This window comes from Lapillicoccus jejuensis (assembly GCF_006715055.1).
GTDB classification, from domain to species: domain Bacteria; phylum Actinomycetota; class Actinomycetes; order Actinomycetales; family Dermatophilaceae; genus Lapillicoccus; species Lapillicoccus jejuensis.
Genome location: NZ_VFMN01000001.1, coordinates 1231403 through 1247349 on the forward strand (window position 1 = coordinate 1231403; position 15947 = coordinate 1247349).

21 protein-coding genes and 1 tRNA gene are annotated in these 15947 nt (G+C 73.9%); 10 read left to right on the forward strand and 12 right to left on the reverse strand.

Features of this window, described 5'->3' with window-relative positions; genetic code table 11:
• Window positions 1–27: 27 nt before the first annotated feature.
• The 8 genes from FB458_RS22240 to FB458_RS05900 form a co-directional block, all read right to left on the reverse strand.
• Window positions 28–414, reverse strand: a complete 387-nt coding sequence (locus FB458_RS22240; protein ID WP_141847575.1) for an SAV_915 family protein — start codon at window positions 412–414, stop codon at window positions 28–30.
• 279 nt (window positions 415–693) lie between these two features.
• Entirely contained in the window at window positions 694–1164 is a 471-nt protein-coding gene (locus FB458_RS05870; RefSeq protein ID WP_141847577.1) for a hypothetical protein, read from the reverse strand.
• Window positions 1161–1826, reverse strand: a complete 666-nt coding sequence (locus FB458_RS05875) for a hypothetical protein (RefSeq protein WP_141847578.1) — start codon at window positions 1824–1826, stop codon at window positions 1161–1163. Before FB458_RS05875 ends, FB458_RS05870 begins: the two co-directional genes overlap by 4 nt.
• A gap of 85 nt (window positions 1827–1911) precedes the next feature.
• Window positions 1912–2844, reverse strand: coding sequence for an ABC transporter substrate-binding protein (locus FB458_RS05880; protein WP_141847579.1), 933 nt, complete (start codon window positions 2842–2844; stop codon window positions 1912–1914).
• 5 nt (window positions 2845–2849) lie between these two features.
• A complete protein-coding gene (locus FB458_RS05885; protein WP_141847580.1) occupies window positions 2850–3668 on the reverse strand; it encodes an ABC transporter permease in 819 nt (272 codons plus the stop codon).
• Complete coding sequence (locus FB458_RS05890; protein ID WP_141847581.1) at window positions 3665–4309, reverse strand: ABC transporter permease; 645 nt, start codon at window positions 4307–4309, stop codon at window positions 3665–3667. Before FB458_RS05890 ends, FB458_RS05885 begins: the two co-directional genes overlap by 4 nt.
• Window positions 4306–5436, reverse strand: coding sequence for an ABC transporter ATP-binding protein (locus tag FB458_RS05895; RefSeq protein ID WP_141847583.1), 1131 nt, complete (start codon window positions 5434–5436; stop codon window positions 4306–4308). Before FB458_RS05895 ends, FB458_RS05890 begins: the two co-directional genes overlap by 4 nt.
• Window positions 5437–5597: 161 nt before the next feature.
• The gene (locus tag FB458_RS05900) at window positions 5598–6338 is read right to left on the reverse strand and encodes an alpha/beta hydrolase (RefSeq protein WP_170185583.1); all 741 of its coding nucleotides are present in this window, start codon (window positions 6336–6338) and stop codon (window positions 5598–5600) included.
• A 162-nt stretch (window positions 6339–6500) separates the two neighbouring features.
• On the opposite strand from FB458_RS05900, the gene FB458_RS05905 reads away from it, so the two are divergent.
• The 5 genes from FB458_RS05905 (at window position 6501) to FB458_RS05925 (ending at window position 10569) form a co-directional block, all read left to right on the forward strand.
• Window positions 6501–6911 (forward strand): hypothetical protein, encoded by a 411-nt coding sequence (locus FB458_RS05905; protein ID WP_141847587.1) that lies wholly within the window; start codon window positions 6501–6503, stop codon window positions 6909–6911.
• A gap of 123 nt (window positions 6912–7034) precedes the next feature.
• Window positions 7035–7682: a hypothetical protein gene (locus tag FB458_RS05910; RefSeq protein WP_141847589.1), complete on the forward strand. Its 648-nt coding sequence runs from the start codon at window positions 7035–7037 to the stop codon at window positions 7680–7682.
• Complete coding sequence (locus tag FB458_RS05915) at window positions 7679–9133, forward strand: histidine kinase (protein ID WP_141847591.1); 1455 nt, start codon at window positions 7679–7681, stop codon at window positions 9131–9133. Before FB458_RS05910 ends, FB458_RS05915 begins: the two co-directional genes overlap by 4 nt.
• The gene (locus tag FB458_RS05920) at window positions 9130–9756 is read left to right on the forward strand and encodes a response regulator (protein WP_141847593.1); all 627 of its coding nucleotides are present in this window, start codon (window positions 9130–9132) and stop codon (window positions 9754–9756) included. The genes FB458_RS05915 and FB458_RS05920 overlap by 4 nt, the downstream gene beginning before the upstream one ends.
• 93 nt (window positions 9757–9849) lie before the next feature.
• Complete coding sequence (locus tag FB458_RS05925; RefSeq protein ID WP_141847595.1) at window positions 9850–10569, forward strand: SDR family NAD(P)-dependent oxidoreductase; 720 nt, start codon at window positions 9850–9852, stop codon at window positions 10567–10569.
• Between the two features lie 52 nt (window positions 10570–10621).
• Here FB458_RS05925 and dcd read toward each other — a convergent pair whose 3' ends face one another.
• Window positions 10622–11197: a dCTP deaminase gene (gene dcd / locus FB458_RS05930; RefSeq protein ID WP_141847597.1), complete on the reverse strand. Its 576-nt coding sequence runs from the start codon at window positions 11195–11197 to the stop codon at window positions 10622–10624.
• Window positions 11198–11285: 88 nt separating this feature from the next.
• Here dcd and FB458_RS21240 point away from each other — a divergent pair, with 88 nt between their 5' ends.
• The 4 genes from FB458_RS21240 to FB458_RS05945 all read left to right on the forward strand — a co-directional run bounded on the left by FB458_RS21240 (window position 11286) and on the right by FB458_RS05945 (window position 13406).
• Window positions 11286–11456 carry a hypothetical protein gene (locus FB458_RS21240; RefSeq protein WP_170185584.1) on the forward strand — a complete coding sequence of 57 codons (171 nt, stop codon included), beginning with the start codon at window positions 11286–11288 and terminating at the stop codon, window positions 11454–11456.
• 15 nt (window positions 11457–11471) lie between these two features.
• Window positions 11472–12257, forward strand: coding sequence for a hypothetical protein (locus tag FB458_RS05935; protein ID WP_141847599.1), 786 nt, complete (start codon window positions 11472–11474; stop codon window positions 12255–12257).
• Between the two features lie 105 nt (window positions 12258–12362).
• Window positions 12363–12433, forward strand: a tRNA-Gly gene (locus FB458_RS05940).
• Between the two features lie 67 nt (window positions 12434–12500).
• Complete coding sequence (locus FB458_RS05945; RefSeq protein WP_141847601.1) at window positions 12501–13406, forward strand: hypothetical protein; 906 nt, start codon at window positions 12501–12503, stop codon at window positions 13404–13406.
• A 9-nt stretch (window positions 13407–13415) separates the two neighbouring features.
• Here the strand turns inward: FB458_RS05945 and FB458_RS05950 are convergent, their stop codons facing one another.
• The 3 genes from FB458_RS05950 to FB458_RS21245 form a co-directional block, all read right to left on the reverse strand.
• A complete protein-coding gene (locus FB458_RS05950; RefSeq protein ID WP_141847603.1) occupies window positions 13416–14162 on the reverse strand; it encodes a class F sortase in 747 nt (248 codons plus the stop codon).
• 84 nt (window positions 14163–14246) lie between these two features.
• Complete coding sequence (locus FB458_RS05955; RefSeq protein WP_246061086.1) at window positions 14247–15047, reverse strand: hypothetical protein; 801 nt, start codon at window positions 15045–15047, stop codon at window positions 14247–14249.
• 217 nt (window positions 15048–15264) lie between these two features.
• Entirely contained in the window at window positions 15265–15525 is a 261-nt protein-coding gene (locus FB458_RS21245; RefSeq protein WP_170185585.1) for a hypothetical protein, read from the reverse strand.
• 7 nt (window positions 15526–15532) lie between these two features.
• On the opposite strand from FB458_RS21245, the gene FB458_RS05965 reads away from it, so the two are divergent.
• Entirely contained in the window at window positions 15533–15943 is a 411-nt protein-coding gene (locus FB458_RS05965; RefSeq protein WP_141847605.1) for a hypothetical protein, read from the forward strand.
• Window positions 15944–15947 lie beyond the last annotated feature (4 nt).

Genomic DNA, 15947 nt, shown 5'->3' on the forward strand with positions numbered 1-15947 from the left:
GACCGCTGCGGGAGAGGGACGTCGACGTCACCCCCCGATCCGGACTGCTGCGGAAGCGGGACTCCGTACGGCGACACCCCGGTCGCCGTCGACGGGTTGGCGAGGCGCCCGCCGCGCTGGCGACGCGGGGCTCGCCGCTGCCGGAAGAGGGCGCAGCAGGACCGGGTCGACCACGAGGGTGCTGATGCCGAGCGGCGCGGCGAGAGCCCGCAGCGCCCTCTCGTGCAATCGCACCGATGCCTGGCCCTCACCGAGGACGGCGGACAACCGCTCCACGGTCGTGAAGGCGACGACCGTCGGCCGGCCGGTCGGGGTCCGAAGGATGCGCAGGGTCACCCCGGCGCGCGACGGGTTCACCGGGACGTGCAGCCCTCCGGCGACTCGGGGGTCGACATCGGTGGGGACGGTCGGCATGCAGGCGCTCCTGGTGCGTGGCGGAACCGGTCGAGCGGCCGGCCGGGTCCGACGCTAGGAGCCGGGACTGTTCTGGCGACGGGCCTTGACGGTGTCCTGACGAGCGCTGTGGGGACCTTGACGTCGTCACTGCGCCGGCCGACGCCCCGACGGGACAGCAGTCCGCGAACCAGGAGGGACGTGGACGTCCCGGCCCCGCAGCAGTCCGCACACCAGGAGGGACGTCGAGGTCCCGTCCCCGCAGCAGTCCGGGGTCGGGGAGGGACGTCGACGTCCCGGTCAGGCAGCGGTCCGGATCCGGTCGGCCCTCAGGGACAGCAGGGCGAGGACGCCGGGGACCGCGAGGACGAGCCAGAGGAGCCCGACGAGGAGCACCGAACCGGGCCGTAGGTCCCCGTTCGTGCCGGCTCGGACCACCGCGACCACACCACCCACCGCGAGCACCACGTCGACGACGACGGCGGCCGTCGTCAGCCCGAGACGTCGCCGGCCGTCGGGACGCCGCCGCAGCGAGGTGAGCGCGAGGACGGCGAGCACGGTGTACAGCAGCACCGGCCCGGCGAGGACACCGCCGATGACGACGAGCAGCCCCTCCAGCTCGGCGTTCGGGCGCAGACCGGTGACGATCATCGACGTCACGACGACGACCCCGGCGACCGCCAGCAGCAGCCGCAGCACCCCCACGGCGACGAGGGCGACGAGGGCCGCCGGTCGGGCGCGCCCGACGGGGGCGGCGCCCGACGCCGTCACGGCCGGGCGGCCGCCGCGAACCGGGCCGCGGTCATCGGCGCCATCCGCGTCGTGCCGAGCACGACCTCGAGGGCGAGCCGGACCGCGACCTGCGGGTCGATGGCGTCCTTGGTCTGCTCGATCGCCGCGGCGAGCGCGCTGGCGGTGACGACGTGCCGGTCGGTGACCGGGGCGTTGAACGACCGCTCGGTGTCGAGCACCGCCGGGCGCACCTCGAAGGCACGGCGCAGCGGCGGCTGTGAGGGGGCGTGGTCGGCGCCGACGGTGAGGGGCACCTCGCCCCAGCCCGGCGTCCCCTCCGCGGACCCCAGCCCGCGCCGCAGCTCGTCGGGCGACGGGAACGCCGACGGGGCGACGACCCGCTCGCGCAGGCCGGACAGGATCGACCAGACGGTGCCTGCGGGCGTCGTACCGGAGCCGGGGCCGACGCCGTCCGCCGGGTCGAGCCCGAGGCGCGAGGCCACCGGTCCGTGCGACAGCGGGGAGCCGGGCGTCAGGTCGTGGTGCTCGACGTCGAAGCCGGAGGCGGCCAGGGCCGCCTCGCCGGTGGCTGCGGCCAGGACGGTGAGGTAGTCCTCGACCCGCACCCGCCCGTCGGGTTCCTGGACCAGCCGCAGTGCGGCCTGCCTGATGCGGGACTCGGCGTCGGCAAGGGTGCCCATGGGCGGTGCGGCTCCTGGCTGGAGGGGAGGACGGGACGCGGCGACGCCCGGGGGACGGTCGTCGCCGTCCCCCGAGCGTAGGGCGTCAGCCCAGCGAGTTCTTGCTCAGGAACTCCTGAGCGACGGCGGAGGCGTCCTTCTTGTCGATGACGACCTCCTTGACCAGCGAGGCGAGCGTCGTGGTGTCGAGCTTGGCCGACACCGCGTTGAGCGCCGAGGAGACGGTGTCGGAGCTCTTCGACTTCGTGATGAGCGGCACGACGTTCTGCGCGGCGAAGAGCGACTTCGGGTCCTCGAGGACGACGAAGTTGTTGGCCGGGATGTTGGGGTCGGTCGTGAAGAGGTTGGCCGCCTGGATCTGGCCGTTCTTCAGCGCGTTGACGGTGAGGGGACCGCCGGCGTCGAGCGACTTGAACTCCTTGAACTCCAGCCCGTAGACCTTCTTGAGGCCGGGCACGCCGGTCTCGCGGGTCTTCCACTCCGGCGGGCCGCCGAGGACGAGGTCCTTGGCGACGGGCGCCAGGTCGGCGATCGACTTGAGGTTGTACTTCGACGCCGTGTCGGAGCTGACGACGACGCCGTCCTTGTCCTCGGCGGCCGACTTGTCGAGGACCTCGAGGGTCGACGGCAGCGACGACTTGAGCTCGGTGTAGACCTCGTCCGAGGTCGTGGCCTTGGCGCTCTTGTTGAAGTACTGGTCGAGGACCCCGGTGTACTCCGGCACCAGGTCGATCGAGCCGTCCTGGAGGGCGGGGATGTAGGTCTCGCGGCTGCCGATGTTGGGCTTGGTCGAGACCTTGACGCCCTTGGCCTTGAGGGCGCCGGCGTAGATGTCCATGATCAGCTCGGACTCGGGGAAGTTGGCCGAGCCGACGACGATGGTGTCGCTGGGGGCCTTCGAGGCGCTGTCGCCGCCACCCGAGAGCGGGTCGCCGCCGCTCGAGTCCGACCCGCAGGCCGAGAGCGCGAGCGCCGAAGCGAGGGCGAGGGCGACGGCCCCGGTGGTCGTGGTCTTCATGTGTGTCAGATCTCCGATGCGGTGGTGGTGGTGACGAGCGTCTCGTCGCGGTCGCGCGACGTACCGGCGGCGTCGGCGGTGCGGGCGTCGGTGGTGGGGTCGGTGGTGCCAGCGTCGTCGTCGCTGCGGGTGTTCCCGCGGCGACCGCGGCCGGCCCGGCCGCTGAGGCCGGGGGAGACGACAAGGCGCTGGACGAGGGCGAGCAGGAGGTCGACGACGATGGCGAGCAGCGCGACGAGGACGGCGCCGGAGGCCATCTGGTCGTAGTCGCGCACCGCCTGCCCGTCGATGAGGAAGCGGCCGAGGCCGTCCAGCCCGACGGAGGCGGCGATGGTCGCGGTCGCGATGACCTGGAGGAAGGCGGAGCGCAGCCCGGACAGGAAGAGCGGCAGGGCGCAGGGGATCTCGACCTTGCGCAGCACCTCCCACCCGCGCATCCCCATGCCCTTGGCGGCGTCGCGGGCGGCCGGGTCGACCTCGTCGATCCCCGCGTAGGTGCCCGACAGGATCGGCGGGATCGCGAGGACGACGAGGACGATCTCGCTCGGCAGCGAGAAGGCGAGGTCGCCGCTCACGTGCGGTCCGATGACGAGCACGATGAGGAAGAGCAGGCCGAGCGTGGGGATGGCCCGCGCCGCCCCGGTGAGGGTGACGGCGACGATCTTGCCCCGGCCGGTGTGCCCGATCCACAGCCCGAGCGGGATGGCGATCAAGGCAGCCACGACCACGGCGAGGACGGAGAAGCGCAGGTGCGCGAGGGTCTGCCCGATGATGTCCGAGCGGTTCGCCGGGTCGGTGAGCCAGCCGAGGATGCCCGCGATCATGCCGGCCTCCCCGCCCGCAGCCACGGGGTGAGCAGCCGCGACAGCAGCACGACCGCGAGGTCGAGCACGAGCGCGAGGACCACGCACGCGACGACGCCGATGACGATGGGGTCGAGGAAGTTGCGGTTGAACCCGTCCGTGAAGAGCGAGCCCAGCTGGGGCACGCCGATGAGGGCGGCGACGCTGACGATGCTGACGTTGCTCACGACGGCGACGCGCAGGCCGGCGGCGATGACCGGCACGGCCAGCGGCAGCTCGACGCGCACCAGCCGCGACAGCCCGCGGTAGCCCATGGCGGTGGCCGACAGCCGCACCTCCTCGGGCACCGCGCCGAGGCCGTCGGCGACGGTGCGCGCGAGCAGCGCCACCGTGTAGATCGTCATGGCGACGAGCACGTTGACCGGGTCGAGGATCTTCGTGCCGATGATGCCGGGCAGCAGGATGAAGACGGCCAGCGACGGCAGCGTGTACAGCAGGCCGGTGCCGATGACGACGGGCGTGTAGAGGGCGGTGTAGCGCCGGGCGAGCCAGCCGATCGGCAGCGACAGCACGAGCCCGATGAGCAGCGGCAGCAGCGAGAGGTAGAGGTGCCGCCCGGCCAGGGTGAGGATGTTTCCCCAGTGGTCGGCGAGGTAGGTCACCGGACGTCCTGGGCCGGCTCGACCCCCGCAGCGCGACCGTCGCCGTGCCCGGACTCCGCCTCGATGAGCGCGAGGACCTCGCGCGGCAGCACGGTGCCGAGCAGCCGCCCGTCGCCGTCGACGACGACGCCGCGACCGGCCGGTGAGGACAGGGCGGCGTCGAGCGCGGCTCGCAGCGAGCCGTCGACGGAGGCGACGGTGCCGCCCCGGTGCAGCCGCTCACGCCGTACGGAGCCCTCGACCCCGCTCGGCTCGACCCACCCCTGCGGGCGGCGGTCCTCGTCGACGACGAGCACCCACGGCGCGCCGACGCCGCGGACCTGCTCGACCGAGGCCCCGAGGGGCACCGTCGGCTCGGGCGACACGGGCAGCTCACCCCGGCGGAAGCCGAGCGAGCGGTACCCGCGGTCGCGGCCCACGAAGTCGGCGACGAAGTCGTCGGCCGGCTGGGCGAGCAGCTCGGCCGGCGGCGCCAGCTGGGCGAGCTTGCCGCCCACCCGCAGCACCGCGACCTGGTCGCCGAGCTTGATGGCCTCGTCGATGTCGTGCGTGACGAAGACGATGGTCTTGCCGAGCTCGCCCTGCAGGCGCAGGAACTCGTCCTGCAGCTGCTCGCGCACGACCGGGTCGACCGCGCTGAACGGCTCGTCCATGAGCATGACCGGCGGGTCGGCGGCGAGCGCCCGGGCGACGCCGACGCGCTGCTGCTGGCCACCGGACAGCTGGGTCGGGTAGCGCTTGGCCATCGAGGTGTCGAGCCCGACCCGCTCCATCAGCTCCATCGAGCGGGCACGCGCCTTCTCGCGGTCCCACCCGAGCAGCAGCGGCACGGTCGAGATGTTGTCGACGATGGTGCGGTGCGGGAAGAGCCCCGCGTGCTGGATGACGTAGCCGATGCCGCGGCGCAGCGTGGCCGGGTCGGTCGTCGCGGTGTCCTGGCCGTCGACGAGGATCCGGCCCGACGTCAGGTCGATCATCCGGTTGATCATCCGCAGCGACGTCGTCTTGCCGCAGCCGGACGGCCCGACGAGGACCGTGATCCTCCCCGAGGGGGCCGTGAGCGACAGGTCCCCCACGGCGACCGTGCCGTCGGGGTAGGCCTTGGTCACGGAGTCGAACTCGATCATCCGTCGTCCTCGCAGGGTCGGTGCCGCCGGGTGCGCACGCGTCGTAAGACCCTACGGTCGGGCACCGACGGTGGCTCTCGTCGTCCCGCCGGGGAGGGCATCCGTGACCTGCGCGTGACCTGTCCGAGACCCTTCCGTGACCGGTGCGCCTGCGCCGGGCCTCACAGGCGGGCGAGGGCGCCGGGCTCCAGCGCCCGCCGCTCGGCGACGTCGAGCCGCTGGTCCTCCAGCGGCACCCCGCGCAGCGTGTGCCGCAGCTCGGCGACGAGGAGCCGGTCGAGCGTGCGACGGCGCATCGCGAGCGGGTGCCCGTCGCGCTCGAGGCCGACGTACGACGCGTCGCCCCCGGCCGCCGTCATCGCCTCGACCACCCGCCGGCTCGCCGAGGGCGAGGTCGTGCGGTCGGTGAGCCCGTGCAGGACGAGCAGCCGCGCCCCCGGGTGGGCGTCGTACCGGTGGGCGGAGACGTCCGCGGACTCGACCCAGGGAGCGAGGCCGACGACGAGGCGGACCCGCTCGTCACCCAGCAGCCGCAGGGCGACCCGACCGCCCATCGAGTGACCGACGAGCGCGACGGGGACGCCGGGGTAGCGCGCGGCGACCGCGTCGAGGGCCTCGCGGGTGTCGGCGAGCGGGCTGGCCTGCGTGCCGTTCCACCCGCGCACCCCGTAGCGCAGCCGGGCGACGGCGAGGTCGCGGCCGGCCCGGCGCGCGGTCCAGGCGAACGGGGCCAGCCACCACACCGGCACCCGCCACCACGAGTTGGCGGCCGTGCTGTTCTCCTGGCCGCCGTGCAGGACGAGGACGACGGCCCGCGGGGTGGCGGGGGTGGCGTCCCAGCGCAGGTCCCAGTGCAGGTCGGAGCGCTGGTCGGAGCCGGTGCCGGTGGTCCGCAGGGTCACCCTCACGAGCCTAGGCGGGCCCCGCGCACCTCGCAGGCGTGCCGCCTCCCCCGCCCCTCACCTGGTACTACGACCATCGCCCGATGGCGACTGCGCCCGCCCGACGACGACGGTGGTCACATCAGGTCGGAACGGTTCCGGCCCCGCCCCCAGGAGAACACCATGACCACCTCGCGTCCCTCCCGTCGCCCCGCCCGTCTGCTCGCCGGCACCGCCGTCGTCGCCCTCGCCCTCGTCACCACCGGCGCGGCCGCCGCCAACGCCAAGGGCGGCGACGTCCGCCGCAGCGGCTCCTGCTCGATGGCGAGCACCTGGAAGCTCAAGGCCAAGCCGGACAACTCCGCGCTCCAGGTCGAGTTCGAGGTCGACCAGAACAAGGTCGGCCAGACCTGGTCGGTCGCCATCACCGACAACGGCGCGAACATCTTCTCCGGCACGCGGACCACGACGGCCCCCTCCGGTTCCTTCACCGTCGCCGTGCGCACCCCGAACCGTGCCGGCGCCGACCAGATCGTCGCCAAGGCCACCAACGCGGCCACCGGCGAGACCTGCCGCGGCGCGCTCAGCATCTGAGCCACCGCGCGCCATCCCCCCGCTCGCTCCCCCTGCTCCCCCCCGGACCCGCGTCGCGCCCGTCGTCGAACCAGCCCGCGACGGGCGCGGCGTGGTCCACACTGCTTCTCGAGGAGAACCACCATGTCCCCTGTGAAACGACTCGCGCTCACCGGCGCGGCCCTGGTCGTCGCCGTCACCCCGGCCGTCGTCGGGCTGGTCGGCAACGCCAGCTTCAGCGGTGCGGTCCCCGTGCGCGTCCCCGCCGGCGCCCAGACGCTCACCCCCTCCGGCACCTCCACCTCGGCGGGTCACGACGCCGGTGACGACCACGGCGGCGCCACCGCCACCCCCTCCGGTACGACGACCCGCGAGGACCGCCCCTCGGCGACCTCCACCCGCAGCGCCGAGGCCGGCGACGACCACGGCGGCGACCGGCCCGCCGGGGTCTCCGACGACGCCACCACCTCCGGCCCGCGGCCCTCCGCCTCGGCCGACGACCACGGCGGCCTGACGAAGTCCGGCTCCACCTCCCACTCGTCCGGCTCGACCTCGGGCTCGACCTCGGGCTCGACCTCGGGCTCGACGCCGCGGTCCACCTCGGGTGGCTCCGGCTCGACGTCCGGCGGCTCGGGCGGCACCTCGGGTGGTTCGGGCTCCACGTCCGGCGGGTCCGGCGGGTCCGGCTCCGGCTCGGGTGGGCACACCGGCGACGCCCCCGCCCCGGCGGGCGCGACGACCCCCGTCGACGACCACGGCGGCCACGGCGGGGACGGGTCCGGCCACCGGTGACCACCACCCCGGAGCACGACGCGCCCCCCGCACCGACGGCACCCCTCGCGGTGACCCGGCCCCTCGAGGTCGGCTCACCGCGGGCGGCCGTGCCCACGTGGGTCACCGTGTCGCGCCCCGGGCGCCGCCTCGACACCCGCGCCGCCCCGACACCGCGACGCACGCTGCTGCAGCTGATCGGGGCGGTCGTCCTCGTCCTCGCGGTCGTCGTCGTGCTCGGCAGCCTCGCCGCGGCCCGGCTCGCCGAGCGCGAGGCGGTCAACGACGCCGCGCACACGACCGACCTCATCGCCGAGGCCGTGGTCCAGCCCGCCCTCACCGACGCGCTCGCCTCGGGCGACCCGACGGCGGTCAAGGCCTTCGACGTGCTCGTGCGCAAGCACGTCCTCGGGGACGACGTCAAGCGCGTCAAGCTCTGGAGCCCCGGCGGCACGGTCGTCTACGCGGACGAGCCGCGCCTGGTGGGCCGCACGTTCCCGCTCGACGCCGAGCAGCAGGAGGTGTTCGAGCACCCGACCACCCGCGCCGAGATCAGCGACCTGTCGGCGCAGGAGAACCAGTTCGAGACCGGCGGCCGCCTGCTCGAGGTCTACCGCCCGGTGTGGACGTCCAGCGGACGTCCCCTGCTCTTCGAGATCTACGCGCCCTACGGGCCCGTGGAGGACCGCGCCACCCAGCTGAGCCGCGGCTTCCTCGGCGTCTTCCTCAGCGCGCTGCTGCTGCTCGTCGTCCTCCTCGCCCCCGTCGTCCTCGGCCTCGCGCGCCGGCTGTCGCTCGCGGCCCGACAGCGCGAGCGGCTGCTCGAGCACGCCGTCGAGGCGTCCGGCGACGAGCGACGACGGATCGCGGGGACGCTGCACGACGGGCCGGTGCAGGAGCTCGTCGCGACGTCCTACGCCGTCTCGGGCGCCGCCGAGCGCGCCCGCCACGAGGGACAGGGCGCTCTGGCCCACGAGCTCGACGGCCTGGCCGGCACGGTGCGCGGGACGATCCGCGCCCTGCGCACGCTGCTCGTCGACATCTACCCGCCGAGCCTGGCCCAGGCCGGGCTGGCGGCCGCGCTCGCCGACCTCGCCCAGGTCGTCGGTCGCCGGGGCGTGCAGGTCCGGCTCGACGTCGACGAGCAGGCGGCCGGTGCGCTGTCGGACGCGCAGCAGCGGCTCATCCACCGGGTGGCCCAGGAGTGCCTGCGCAACGTCGCGACCCACGCCGCCCCGTGCACGGCGACGGTGTCGCTCTCGCGCGACCACGGCCGGACCGTCCTCGACGTCGTCGACGACGGGCCCGGCTTCGACACCGGCCTGGTCAGCGACCCGCGCGACGGCCACTACGGCCTGCGGGTGCTCGCCGACCTCGCCGGCGACGCCGGCGCCGACCTCGAGGTCGCGTCCGCGCCCGGCTCGGGGACCCACTGGCGGCTGGCGCTGCCCGAGACGGAGGCCACCCGATGAGCGACTCCCCCACGACCGTCGTCCTCGTCGACGACCACCCGATGGTGCGGGCGGGCCTGGCCACCCTCGTCGACGCGGCCCCGGACCTGCAGGTCGTCGGCCAGGCGGGCGACGGGCGCGAGGCGCTCGACGTCGTCGCGACGGCCCGGCCCGACGTCGTCCTCATGGACCTCTCGATGCCGGTGATGGACGGTGTCGAGGCGACCCGCTCGGTGCTGGCCCAGTCCCCCGACACCCACGTCGTCGTGCTCACCTCGTTCTCCGACCGCGCCCGGGTCGGCGAGGCCCTCGCCGCCGGCGCGATCGGCTACCTGCTCAAGGACACCGAGCCCGCCGAGCTGCTCGCCGCCGTGCGCTCGGCGGCCGCCGGGCACGTGCCGCTCGACCCGCGCATCGCCGGGGTGCTGCTGCCGTCGGTGGGGGCGCCGAAGCCGGGCGACGGCCTCTCGGCCCGGGAGCGGGAGGTCCTCGACCTCGTCGCCGAGGGCATGGCCAACAAGCAGATCGGCCGCCGGCTCGGCATCAGCGAGCGCACGGTCAAGGCGCACCTCGGCCGGGTGTTCCGCGAGATCGGCGTCGTCGACCGCACCAGCGCGGCCCTGTGGGCGCGCGAGCACCTCTGACGCGGCGTCCCTGACCGGTCACCGGGTTCCGCGGAGACCGCTTCCTCGGCGACCACCGGGACGCGCCCGTACGGGGCGTCGTACGGTCGGGACATGGACCTGGGACTGGAGGGCAAGGTCGCGCTGGTCGTCGGCGGCGCGGGACTCGTGGGCAGCGCGGTCGCGCGGGCCCTGCACGCGGAGGGCGCGACCGTGGTCCTCGCCGGGCGCACCGCGGCGACGCTCGAGGAGCAGGCGGGCGCGATCGGCGACGGCGTGACGACGCAGGTGCTCGACTCGACCGACGACGCATCGGTCAGTGCCGGCGTGGCGGCGGTCGTCGAGCGGCACGGCCGCGTCGACGTCCTGGTCAACTGCGCCGCGCCGTCCGCGCGGACCCTCGACCCGGACAAGCAGGCCGACCCCGAGCAGGTGACGTGGGCCTTCCAGACCAAGGCGATGGGCTACCTGCGCTGCGCCAACGCCGTCCTCCCCGCCATGGTCGAGGCCGGCTGGGGACGGGTCGTGCACGTCAGCGGGCAGAACGCCTACCTCACGACGAACATCACCGGCGCGGTCCGAAACGGCGCCGTCGGCATCCTCGGCAAGGCGCTCGCCGACCAGGTCGCCGGGTCCGGGGTGACGGTCAACGTCGTCCACCCGGGGATCGTCACGCCCGACGCGGTCGCCGAGGTCGAGGTCGGCGCGGGTGGCCAGTCGACGCCCGAGCAGGTCGCCGCCGTCGTGACGTTCCTCTGCTCGCAGGCCGCGGCCGCGGTGTCCGGCGAGAGCGTCTCGGTCGGCCACCGGGTGCGCGGGGTCAGCGCCTACTGACGCCGCGGGGTCCGTCTCAGGACACCCCACATGTTGCTGCTTCTGGACGCGCTCAGACGTCGGTACGGTGGAAGTTCTCGTAGGAGCGGCTGGCCGTCGGCCCGCGCTGCCCCTGGTAGTGCGACCCGTGCTTGGCGCTGCCGTAGGCGTGCTCGACCGGGCTGGAGAGTCGGAAGAAGCACAGCTGCCCGATCTTCATGCCCGGCCACAGCTTGATCGGCAGGGTCGCGACGTTCGACAGCTCGAGGGTGACGTGACCCGTGAAGCCGGGGTCGACGAAACCGGCCGTGGCGTGGGTGAGCAGCCCGAGCCGCCCGAGGCTCGACTTGCCCTCGACGCGCGCGGCGACGTCGTCCGGGAGGGTGACGGTCTCGAGGATCGAGCCGAGCACGAACTCCCCCGGGTGCAGGATGAACGGCTCGTCCGACGCGACCTCGACCAGCCGGGTCAGCTCGGGCTGCTCCTCGGCCGGGTCGATGTAGGGGTACTTGTGGTTGTCGAACAGCCGGAAGTACTTGTCCAGCCGCACGTCGACGCTGCTGGGCTGGACGAGGTCCGGGTCCCACGGGTCGAGGACGACCCGCCCGGCCTCGACCTCGGCGCGGATGTCGCGGTCGGAGAGGAGCACGGGGGAAGGCTAGCGGCGGACTCCGTACGGCGCCCCGCCGGACGCCCGGGAGTCGCGCGGCACCGCGCGGTCGCCCATACTCCCCGCCGTGACCCTCGATGATCTCGGCCTCGCCGTCGCCCGGCAGCTCACCGCGTGCTGGCGCGAGTGGTTCGCCCCGGCCCGGCAGCCGTTCGTCGTGTCCGAGCCGCTGCGGGCGGACCTCGGCGCACCCCCGGTCACCTCCGCCCTCCCCCTGGAGCTCCAGGACACCTTCTGACTCTACGGCGAGACGTTGCGACAGGTCGTCACCCTGGACGAACACGACGTCCGCGCGCTGCCGCCGGCGTTGCGGCATCGGCTCCTGCGGGAGCAGGTGACGGCCGACCGCCGGCTGGTCCCGAGCCTGCAGAGCGTGCCGCAGGAGTGGCGCTCCGGCGTCGCCGCCGACAGCGCGGCCCGACGTTTCGTCTGGTGGCCGAGCACGCTGCAGACCTGCGGGGACGAGCCCCTGCTCGACTTCGTCCGCGAGGAGGCGGGGCGCAGCGACCACGGCCGGGTCCTCGCCACCACCTGGGCCCGGGCTGAGGCCGTCCTCCCGCGAGCGCGCCGTCTCGCCGGCACCTTCGCCGACGCCAGCGGCCCCAACTGCTTCGGGACCGTCATGGCGGCGGCCGGCGTCCCGGGCGCCTCAGAGACGCAGGTGGTGCGCGAACCGTTCGAGAGCTGGTTGGCCGACCGCACCCGGCCGGGGCGCGACGACGACCGGCCCGGGACGGTCCTCGTCTGGCGTGACCAGCAGGGCGCCGTGCAGCACGCGGCGGTCACCCTGGGCGATGGCTGGGCCCTGCACAAGCCGTCACAGGGGTGGATGACGGCTCGCGTCGTGCTGCCGGTCCGCGAGGTGATCCGCGCCACCCGCCAGCCCGGGCACCGCCTCTCCCGCCGGACCGTCACCGACTGGCCGGTCGCACCGCACGCAGCCGCGTTCCCGGTCCTCCGCAGCGGACGCTGCAACAGGCAGTGCGATCAGCACCCGCCGACCCGCCCGCGTACGACGCTCCGCGGCGGTGACCACTGACTGTCGGCCGGTCCGGACCCGTCCGTACGGAGCCGCGCGAGCGCCCGGTGAGGATCGGTTATGCTTCCTGACGCGCCACGGTCGGCCTGTCCGGTGAGTGGTTGCGCGGGCGTAGCTCAATGGTAGAGCGCCAGCTTCCCAAGCTGGACACGCGAGTTCGATTCTCGTCGCCCGCTCCGTCACGGCGGGCCCGAATCCGGGAAACGCCGACACTCAGCGTCCTCACATGTCAGCCTGGCGCCCATGCAGACCAGGGGGCCGTTCGTCGTCGCTGCCGCCGTCGCGCTGGCCCTCACCGCGTGCAGCGGCTCGGCCACCGGCCGACCGGGCACGACGCCCAGCACATCGACGGACGGAGTACCCGTCACACCCCGGGCCACGGCGCCGGCGGCCATCGCCGCGGTCGCGCGCATGACCGAACAGCTGGACGGCGCGAGGACCGGGACGTTCCGACAGAAGGCGACGACCCGGGGCGACTCCTTCACTCTGGACCAGGTCACGGAGACGTCGTTCGACCTCGGCCGACAGGCGTGGATGGGTCGCACCCACTTCGAGGCCAACCCGCCGTCGGCGTTCGACACGGATTTCTCGCAGGCGGACATGAGGGTCGTCGTCGCCGATGGAACGGCGTACATGACGATGCTCAGCTGGCCCACGACGTTGCGAGGACGCTGGCTCGCCGTCGACCCGGGCGCCGGCCCGGCCGCCGGCCCTCAGGGCCTGAGCGGCGAGCCGTTCGCGGTGCTGGCTCTGCGCGGCTTTACCGGCATGTCCGTCGTCCCGTCTTCGGACGGAACCTCGACCATCAAGGGCCACATCGACCTGGGATCGGCGGTCGGCCTGCTCGGCGTGCGTCCCGGGGTGGTCAAGGCGGGGATCGACCCGTCGACCCTCAAGGGACGGGCCTACGCGACGGTCGTCACCGACGCCCAGGGCCTGCCGACCACGCTCACGGTGGACGGGCACGACATCTTCGGCGCCACGCAGCTGCCGGAGAAGCTGAGCACCCTCCTGCCGCGCCAGATCGTCGAGGTGCGCTTCGAGCAGCTCGGCAGCCCGGTCGACGTGGCAGTGCCGGCATCATCCACCCTCATCGACCCCGCCGAGATGGACGCCGGAGACCCGACGGGTGCGACGCCGTCGACCTGACGCGCCGGCTCAGGCCGTCGTACCGACGAGCTTCGCGTCGACGACGAGGTTGTCCGGGTAGTAGTGCTTCGCCGGGTCGTAGTCACCGGCGCAGGTGATCAGCCGCAGCTCCGGGCCGTCGGTGTGCCCGTAGACCAGCCCGGTCGGGAACGTGTCCTTGCTGTACGACGCCACCGACGTCACGGTGAAGAGGGCGGTCCGGCCGTCGCCGCGGGCCACCTGGACGGTGTCCCCGACCTTGAGCTGGCCGAGCCTGAAGAACACGCCGCGCGCCCCGTTGTAGGTGACGTGCCCGGCGAGCACGGCCGGTCCGTCGGCCCCCGGGGTCGGGCTGCCGGTGAACCAACCGAGGGGGGTCGGCCCGGTCGGCACCTGCAACGCCCCGGTCGACGTGAGACCCAGCGACACGACGGACGCGTCGACACCGATGCTGGGGATGACGACCCTGGTCGGGTTCGAGGGCGGGAGGGCGGCAGCCACCGGCGGCGCCGTCGTCGACGGCGCGACCGTCGTGGGCCTCGCACTGCTGGACGACGAGCTCGTCGGGGCCGCGCTGCTGGTCGTCGGCACAGCGGTCGACGTCGGAGAGGAGACCGCGGCGGGCGCCGGCAGGTCCGGGCCCCGCGTCACGGCGAGGGCGACGAGGACGACGCCGAGCACGGCGAGCACGGCTGCGCCCACACCCCACAGACGGGCCCGCGTGGAAGCTCGGCGCGCCGGCTGCGCGGTCTCGGGCCGGTCGGACGGTGTCGCCATGGGGTCGTCTCCTTCTCACGTTCGTGCCACGGCAGGGGGCCGGCGGGCGACGCACGCCCACCGGCCCCCCACGACGAGCGACGGTCAGTTCGTCGCGCGGGCCGCGCTGCGACGACGCAGGGCGAGCGCGCCACCGGCGGCCATCAGGGCGCCGAGCCCGCTGAGCGCGAGCGGCAGGGTGTCGGTGCTGCCGGCGGGCGTGCCACCGGTGTTGACGCCGCCCATCGGCATCGACGTCATCTGGCTGGCGACGAGCTGCCCGCACAGCGCGGGGGCCGTGGCGGCCTGGGGCAGGCTCGGGACCAGCTCGCTCTTCTCGGTCGTGGCGGCCTTGGGGGCCGTGGCCGGGTCGAGACCGTGGATGACGACGGCGGCCTTGCCGGACTTGAGGTCGCTCAGCGTCTGCGCGTCGAGCGTGATGGTGCGCGAGTAGCTGAAGCTGGCGCCGGACGGCGCGGTCTTGATGTTGGTCCCGGCCGCCGGGCTGGTGTCGCCGGAGGTCGACAGCGTGGTGTCGATGGCGCCGTACGACGGGCCGCCTTCGGTCGTCGTGATGACGCCGTCCTTGTTGGTGTCGGCCGACGCGGTCGGGCAGGTGCCCATGCCGCCCTTGCCGTGGATGTGCTGGACGTGCGGGAACGCCGCCCCCATGAAGGTCGCCGCCAGCCCGCTCGCGTGCTCGGTGATCGTGGCCGACGAGCCGTTGAGCATGATCATGACGTCGGCCTTCGCCGAGGTCTGGTTGTTCAGCGGCACCGGCGTCAGGGTGGCGGAGTACATGGTCCCGCCCGTCGACGTCGGCGCGGCGGCCGAGGCCGTGGTGGCGGCGAGGAGCGGCAGCGCGGCGAGGGCGGGGGCGAACATGACAGCGTGGCGGAGCTTCATCAGCGGAGTCCTTCCGGGGAGCGGCCCACCTGGTCGGAGGCCGTGGGACGGTGCGCGAGGCACCATGGAGCACTTCGACCCTGACGCCGCGGCAGATTGGCGGCCGGTCAGTTTCCCAGGAAACTGTCAGGAAACGCTCAGGATGAGTCGGCATCCAAGCCGGCAGCCCGTCGGTTCCGAACCCTTCGTCGAGAGCGCCGACGACGAGCGTTCACGATCAAGGAGATCGCGTGGCACAACATCGGTTCGCATTCCGCGGACACGGCACCGGCACGTCCCTGCTCGTCTCGGCCGCCGGACTCGCTGTCGCGCTCACCCTGGCCGCCTGCGGTGGGTCGTCGACCGCCGCTTCCCCGTCTCCCTCCGCTACCTCGTCCTCGAGGCCGTCCACGACGCCGTCCACGACGTCGCCGAGCCCGACCGCCTCCGCCACCGCCTCCGCCACCGCGACGTCCACCGCGGCCCAGCCGTCGGCCACCGCTTCCATGGTCTGCGGCCCCGAGATCAAGGACGCCCTCGTCACCGCCCTGCAGCTGAGCACGCCGCCGGCGACGACGAACACGTACGTCGACCGCCTCTTCACCTGCACCTACCACCTGGCGCAGGGGCCGCTCGTCCTGTCCGTCATGGACACCACCGACGTCCCGTCCGCGACGAGGTACTACGACGCGCTGCGTCGGAAGCTCGGCAACCCCCAGCCGCTCACCGGCGTCGCCTCGCTGGGGCTGCCGTCCGTGCAGACCGCGTCCGGCGTCGTCGTCTTCCTCAAGGACGACAAGACCCTCGAGGTCGACGCCAGCGCGCTGCCCGCCACCCTCGGGCCGAACCAGCAGACCCGCGCCGACCTCGCGTACCAGATGGCCAGCGACGTCATCGGCTGCTGGCGCGAGCACTGACGCG

What these genes read in the sequence shown, in the direction of transcription:
- FB458_RS22240 (WP_141847575.1), bottom strand. Translation starts at nt 414, where the DNA reads ATGCCGACCGTCCCCACCGATGTCGACCCCCGAGTCGCCGGAGGGCTG.
- FB458_RS05875 (WP_141847578.1), bottom strand. Translation starts at nt 1,826, where the DNA reads ATGGGCACCCTTGCCGACGCCGAGTCCCGCATCAGGCAGGCCGCACTG.
- FB458_RS05880 (WP_141847579.1), bottom strand. Translation starts at nt 2,844, where the DNA reads ATGAAGACCACGACCACCGGGGCCGTCGCCCTCGCCCTCGCTTCGGCG.
- FB458_RS05885 (WP_141847580.1), bottom strand. Translation starts at nt 3,668, where the DNA reads ATGATCGCGGGCATCCTCGGCTGGCTCACCGACCCGGCGAACCGCTCG.
- FB458_RS05895 (WP_141847583.1), bottom strand. Translation starts at nt 5,436, where the DNA reads ATGATCGAGTTCGACTCCGTGACCAAGGCCTACCCCGACGGCACGGTC.
- FB458_RS05905 (WP_141847587.1), top strand. Translation starts at nt 6,501, where the DNA reads ATGACCACCTCGCGTCCCTCCCGTCGCCCCGCCCGTCTGCTCGCCGGC.
- FB458_RS05910 (WP_141847589.1), top strand. Translation starts at nt 7,035, where the DNA reads ATGTCCCCTGTGAAACGACTCGCGCTCACCGGCGCGGCCCTGGTCGTC.
- FB458_RS05920 (WP_141847593.1), top strand. Translation starts at nt 9,130, where the DNA reads ATGAGCGACTCCCCCACGACCGTCGTCCTCGTCGACGACCACCCGATG.
- FB458_RS05925 (WP_141847595.1), top strand. Translation starts at nt 9,850, where the DNA reads ATGGACCTGGGACTGGAGGGCAAGGTCGCGCTGGTCGTCGGCGGCGCG.
- FB458_RS05945 (WP_141847601.1), top strand. Translation starts at nt 12,501, where the DNA reads ATGCAGACCAGGGGGCCGTTCGTCGTCGCTGCCGCCGTCGCGCTGGCC.
- FB458_RS05950 (WP_141847603.1), bottom strand. Translation starts at nt 14,162, where the DNA reads ATGGCGACACCGTCCGACCGGCCCGAGACCGCGCAGCCGGCGCGCCGA.
- FB458_RS05955 (WP_246061086.1), bottom strand. Translation starts at nt 15,047, where the DNA reads ATGAAGCTCCGCCACGCTGTCATGTTCGCCCCCGCCCTCGCCGCGCTG.
- FB458_RS05965 (WP_141847605.1), top strand. Translation starts at nt 15,533, where the DNA reads ATGGTCTGCGGCCCCGAGATCAAGGACGCCCTCGTCACCGCCCTGCAG.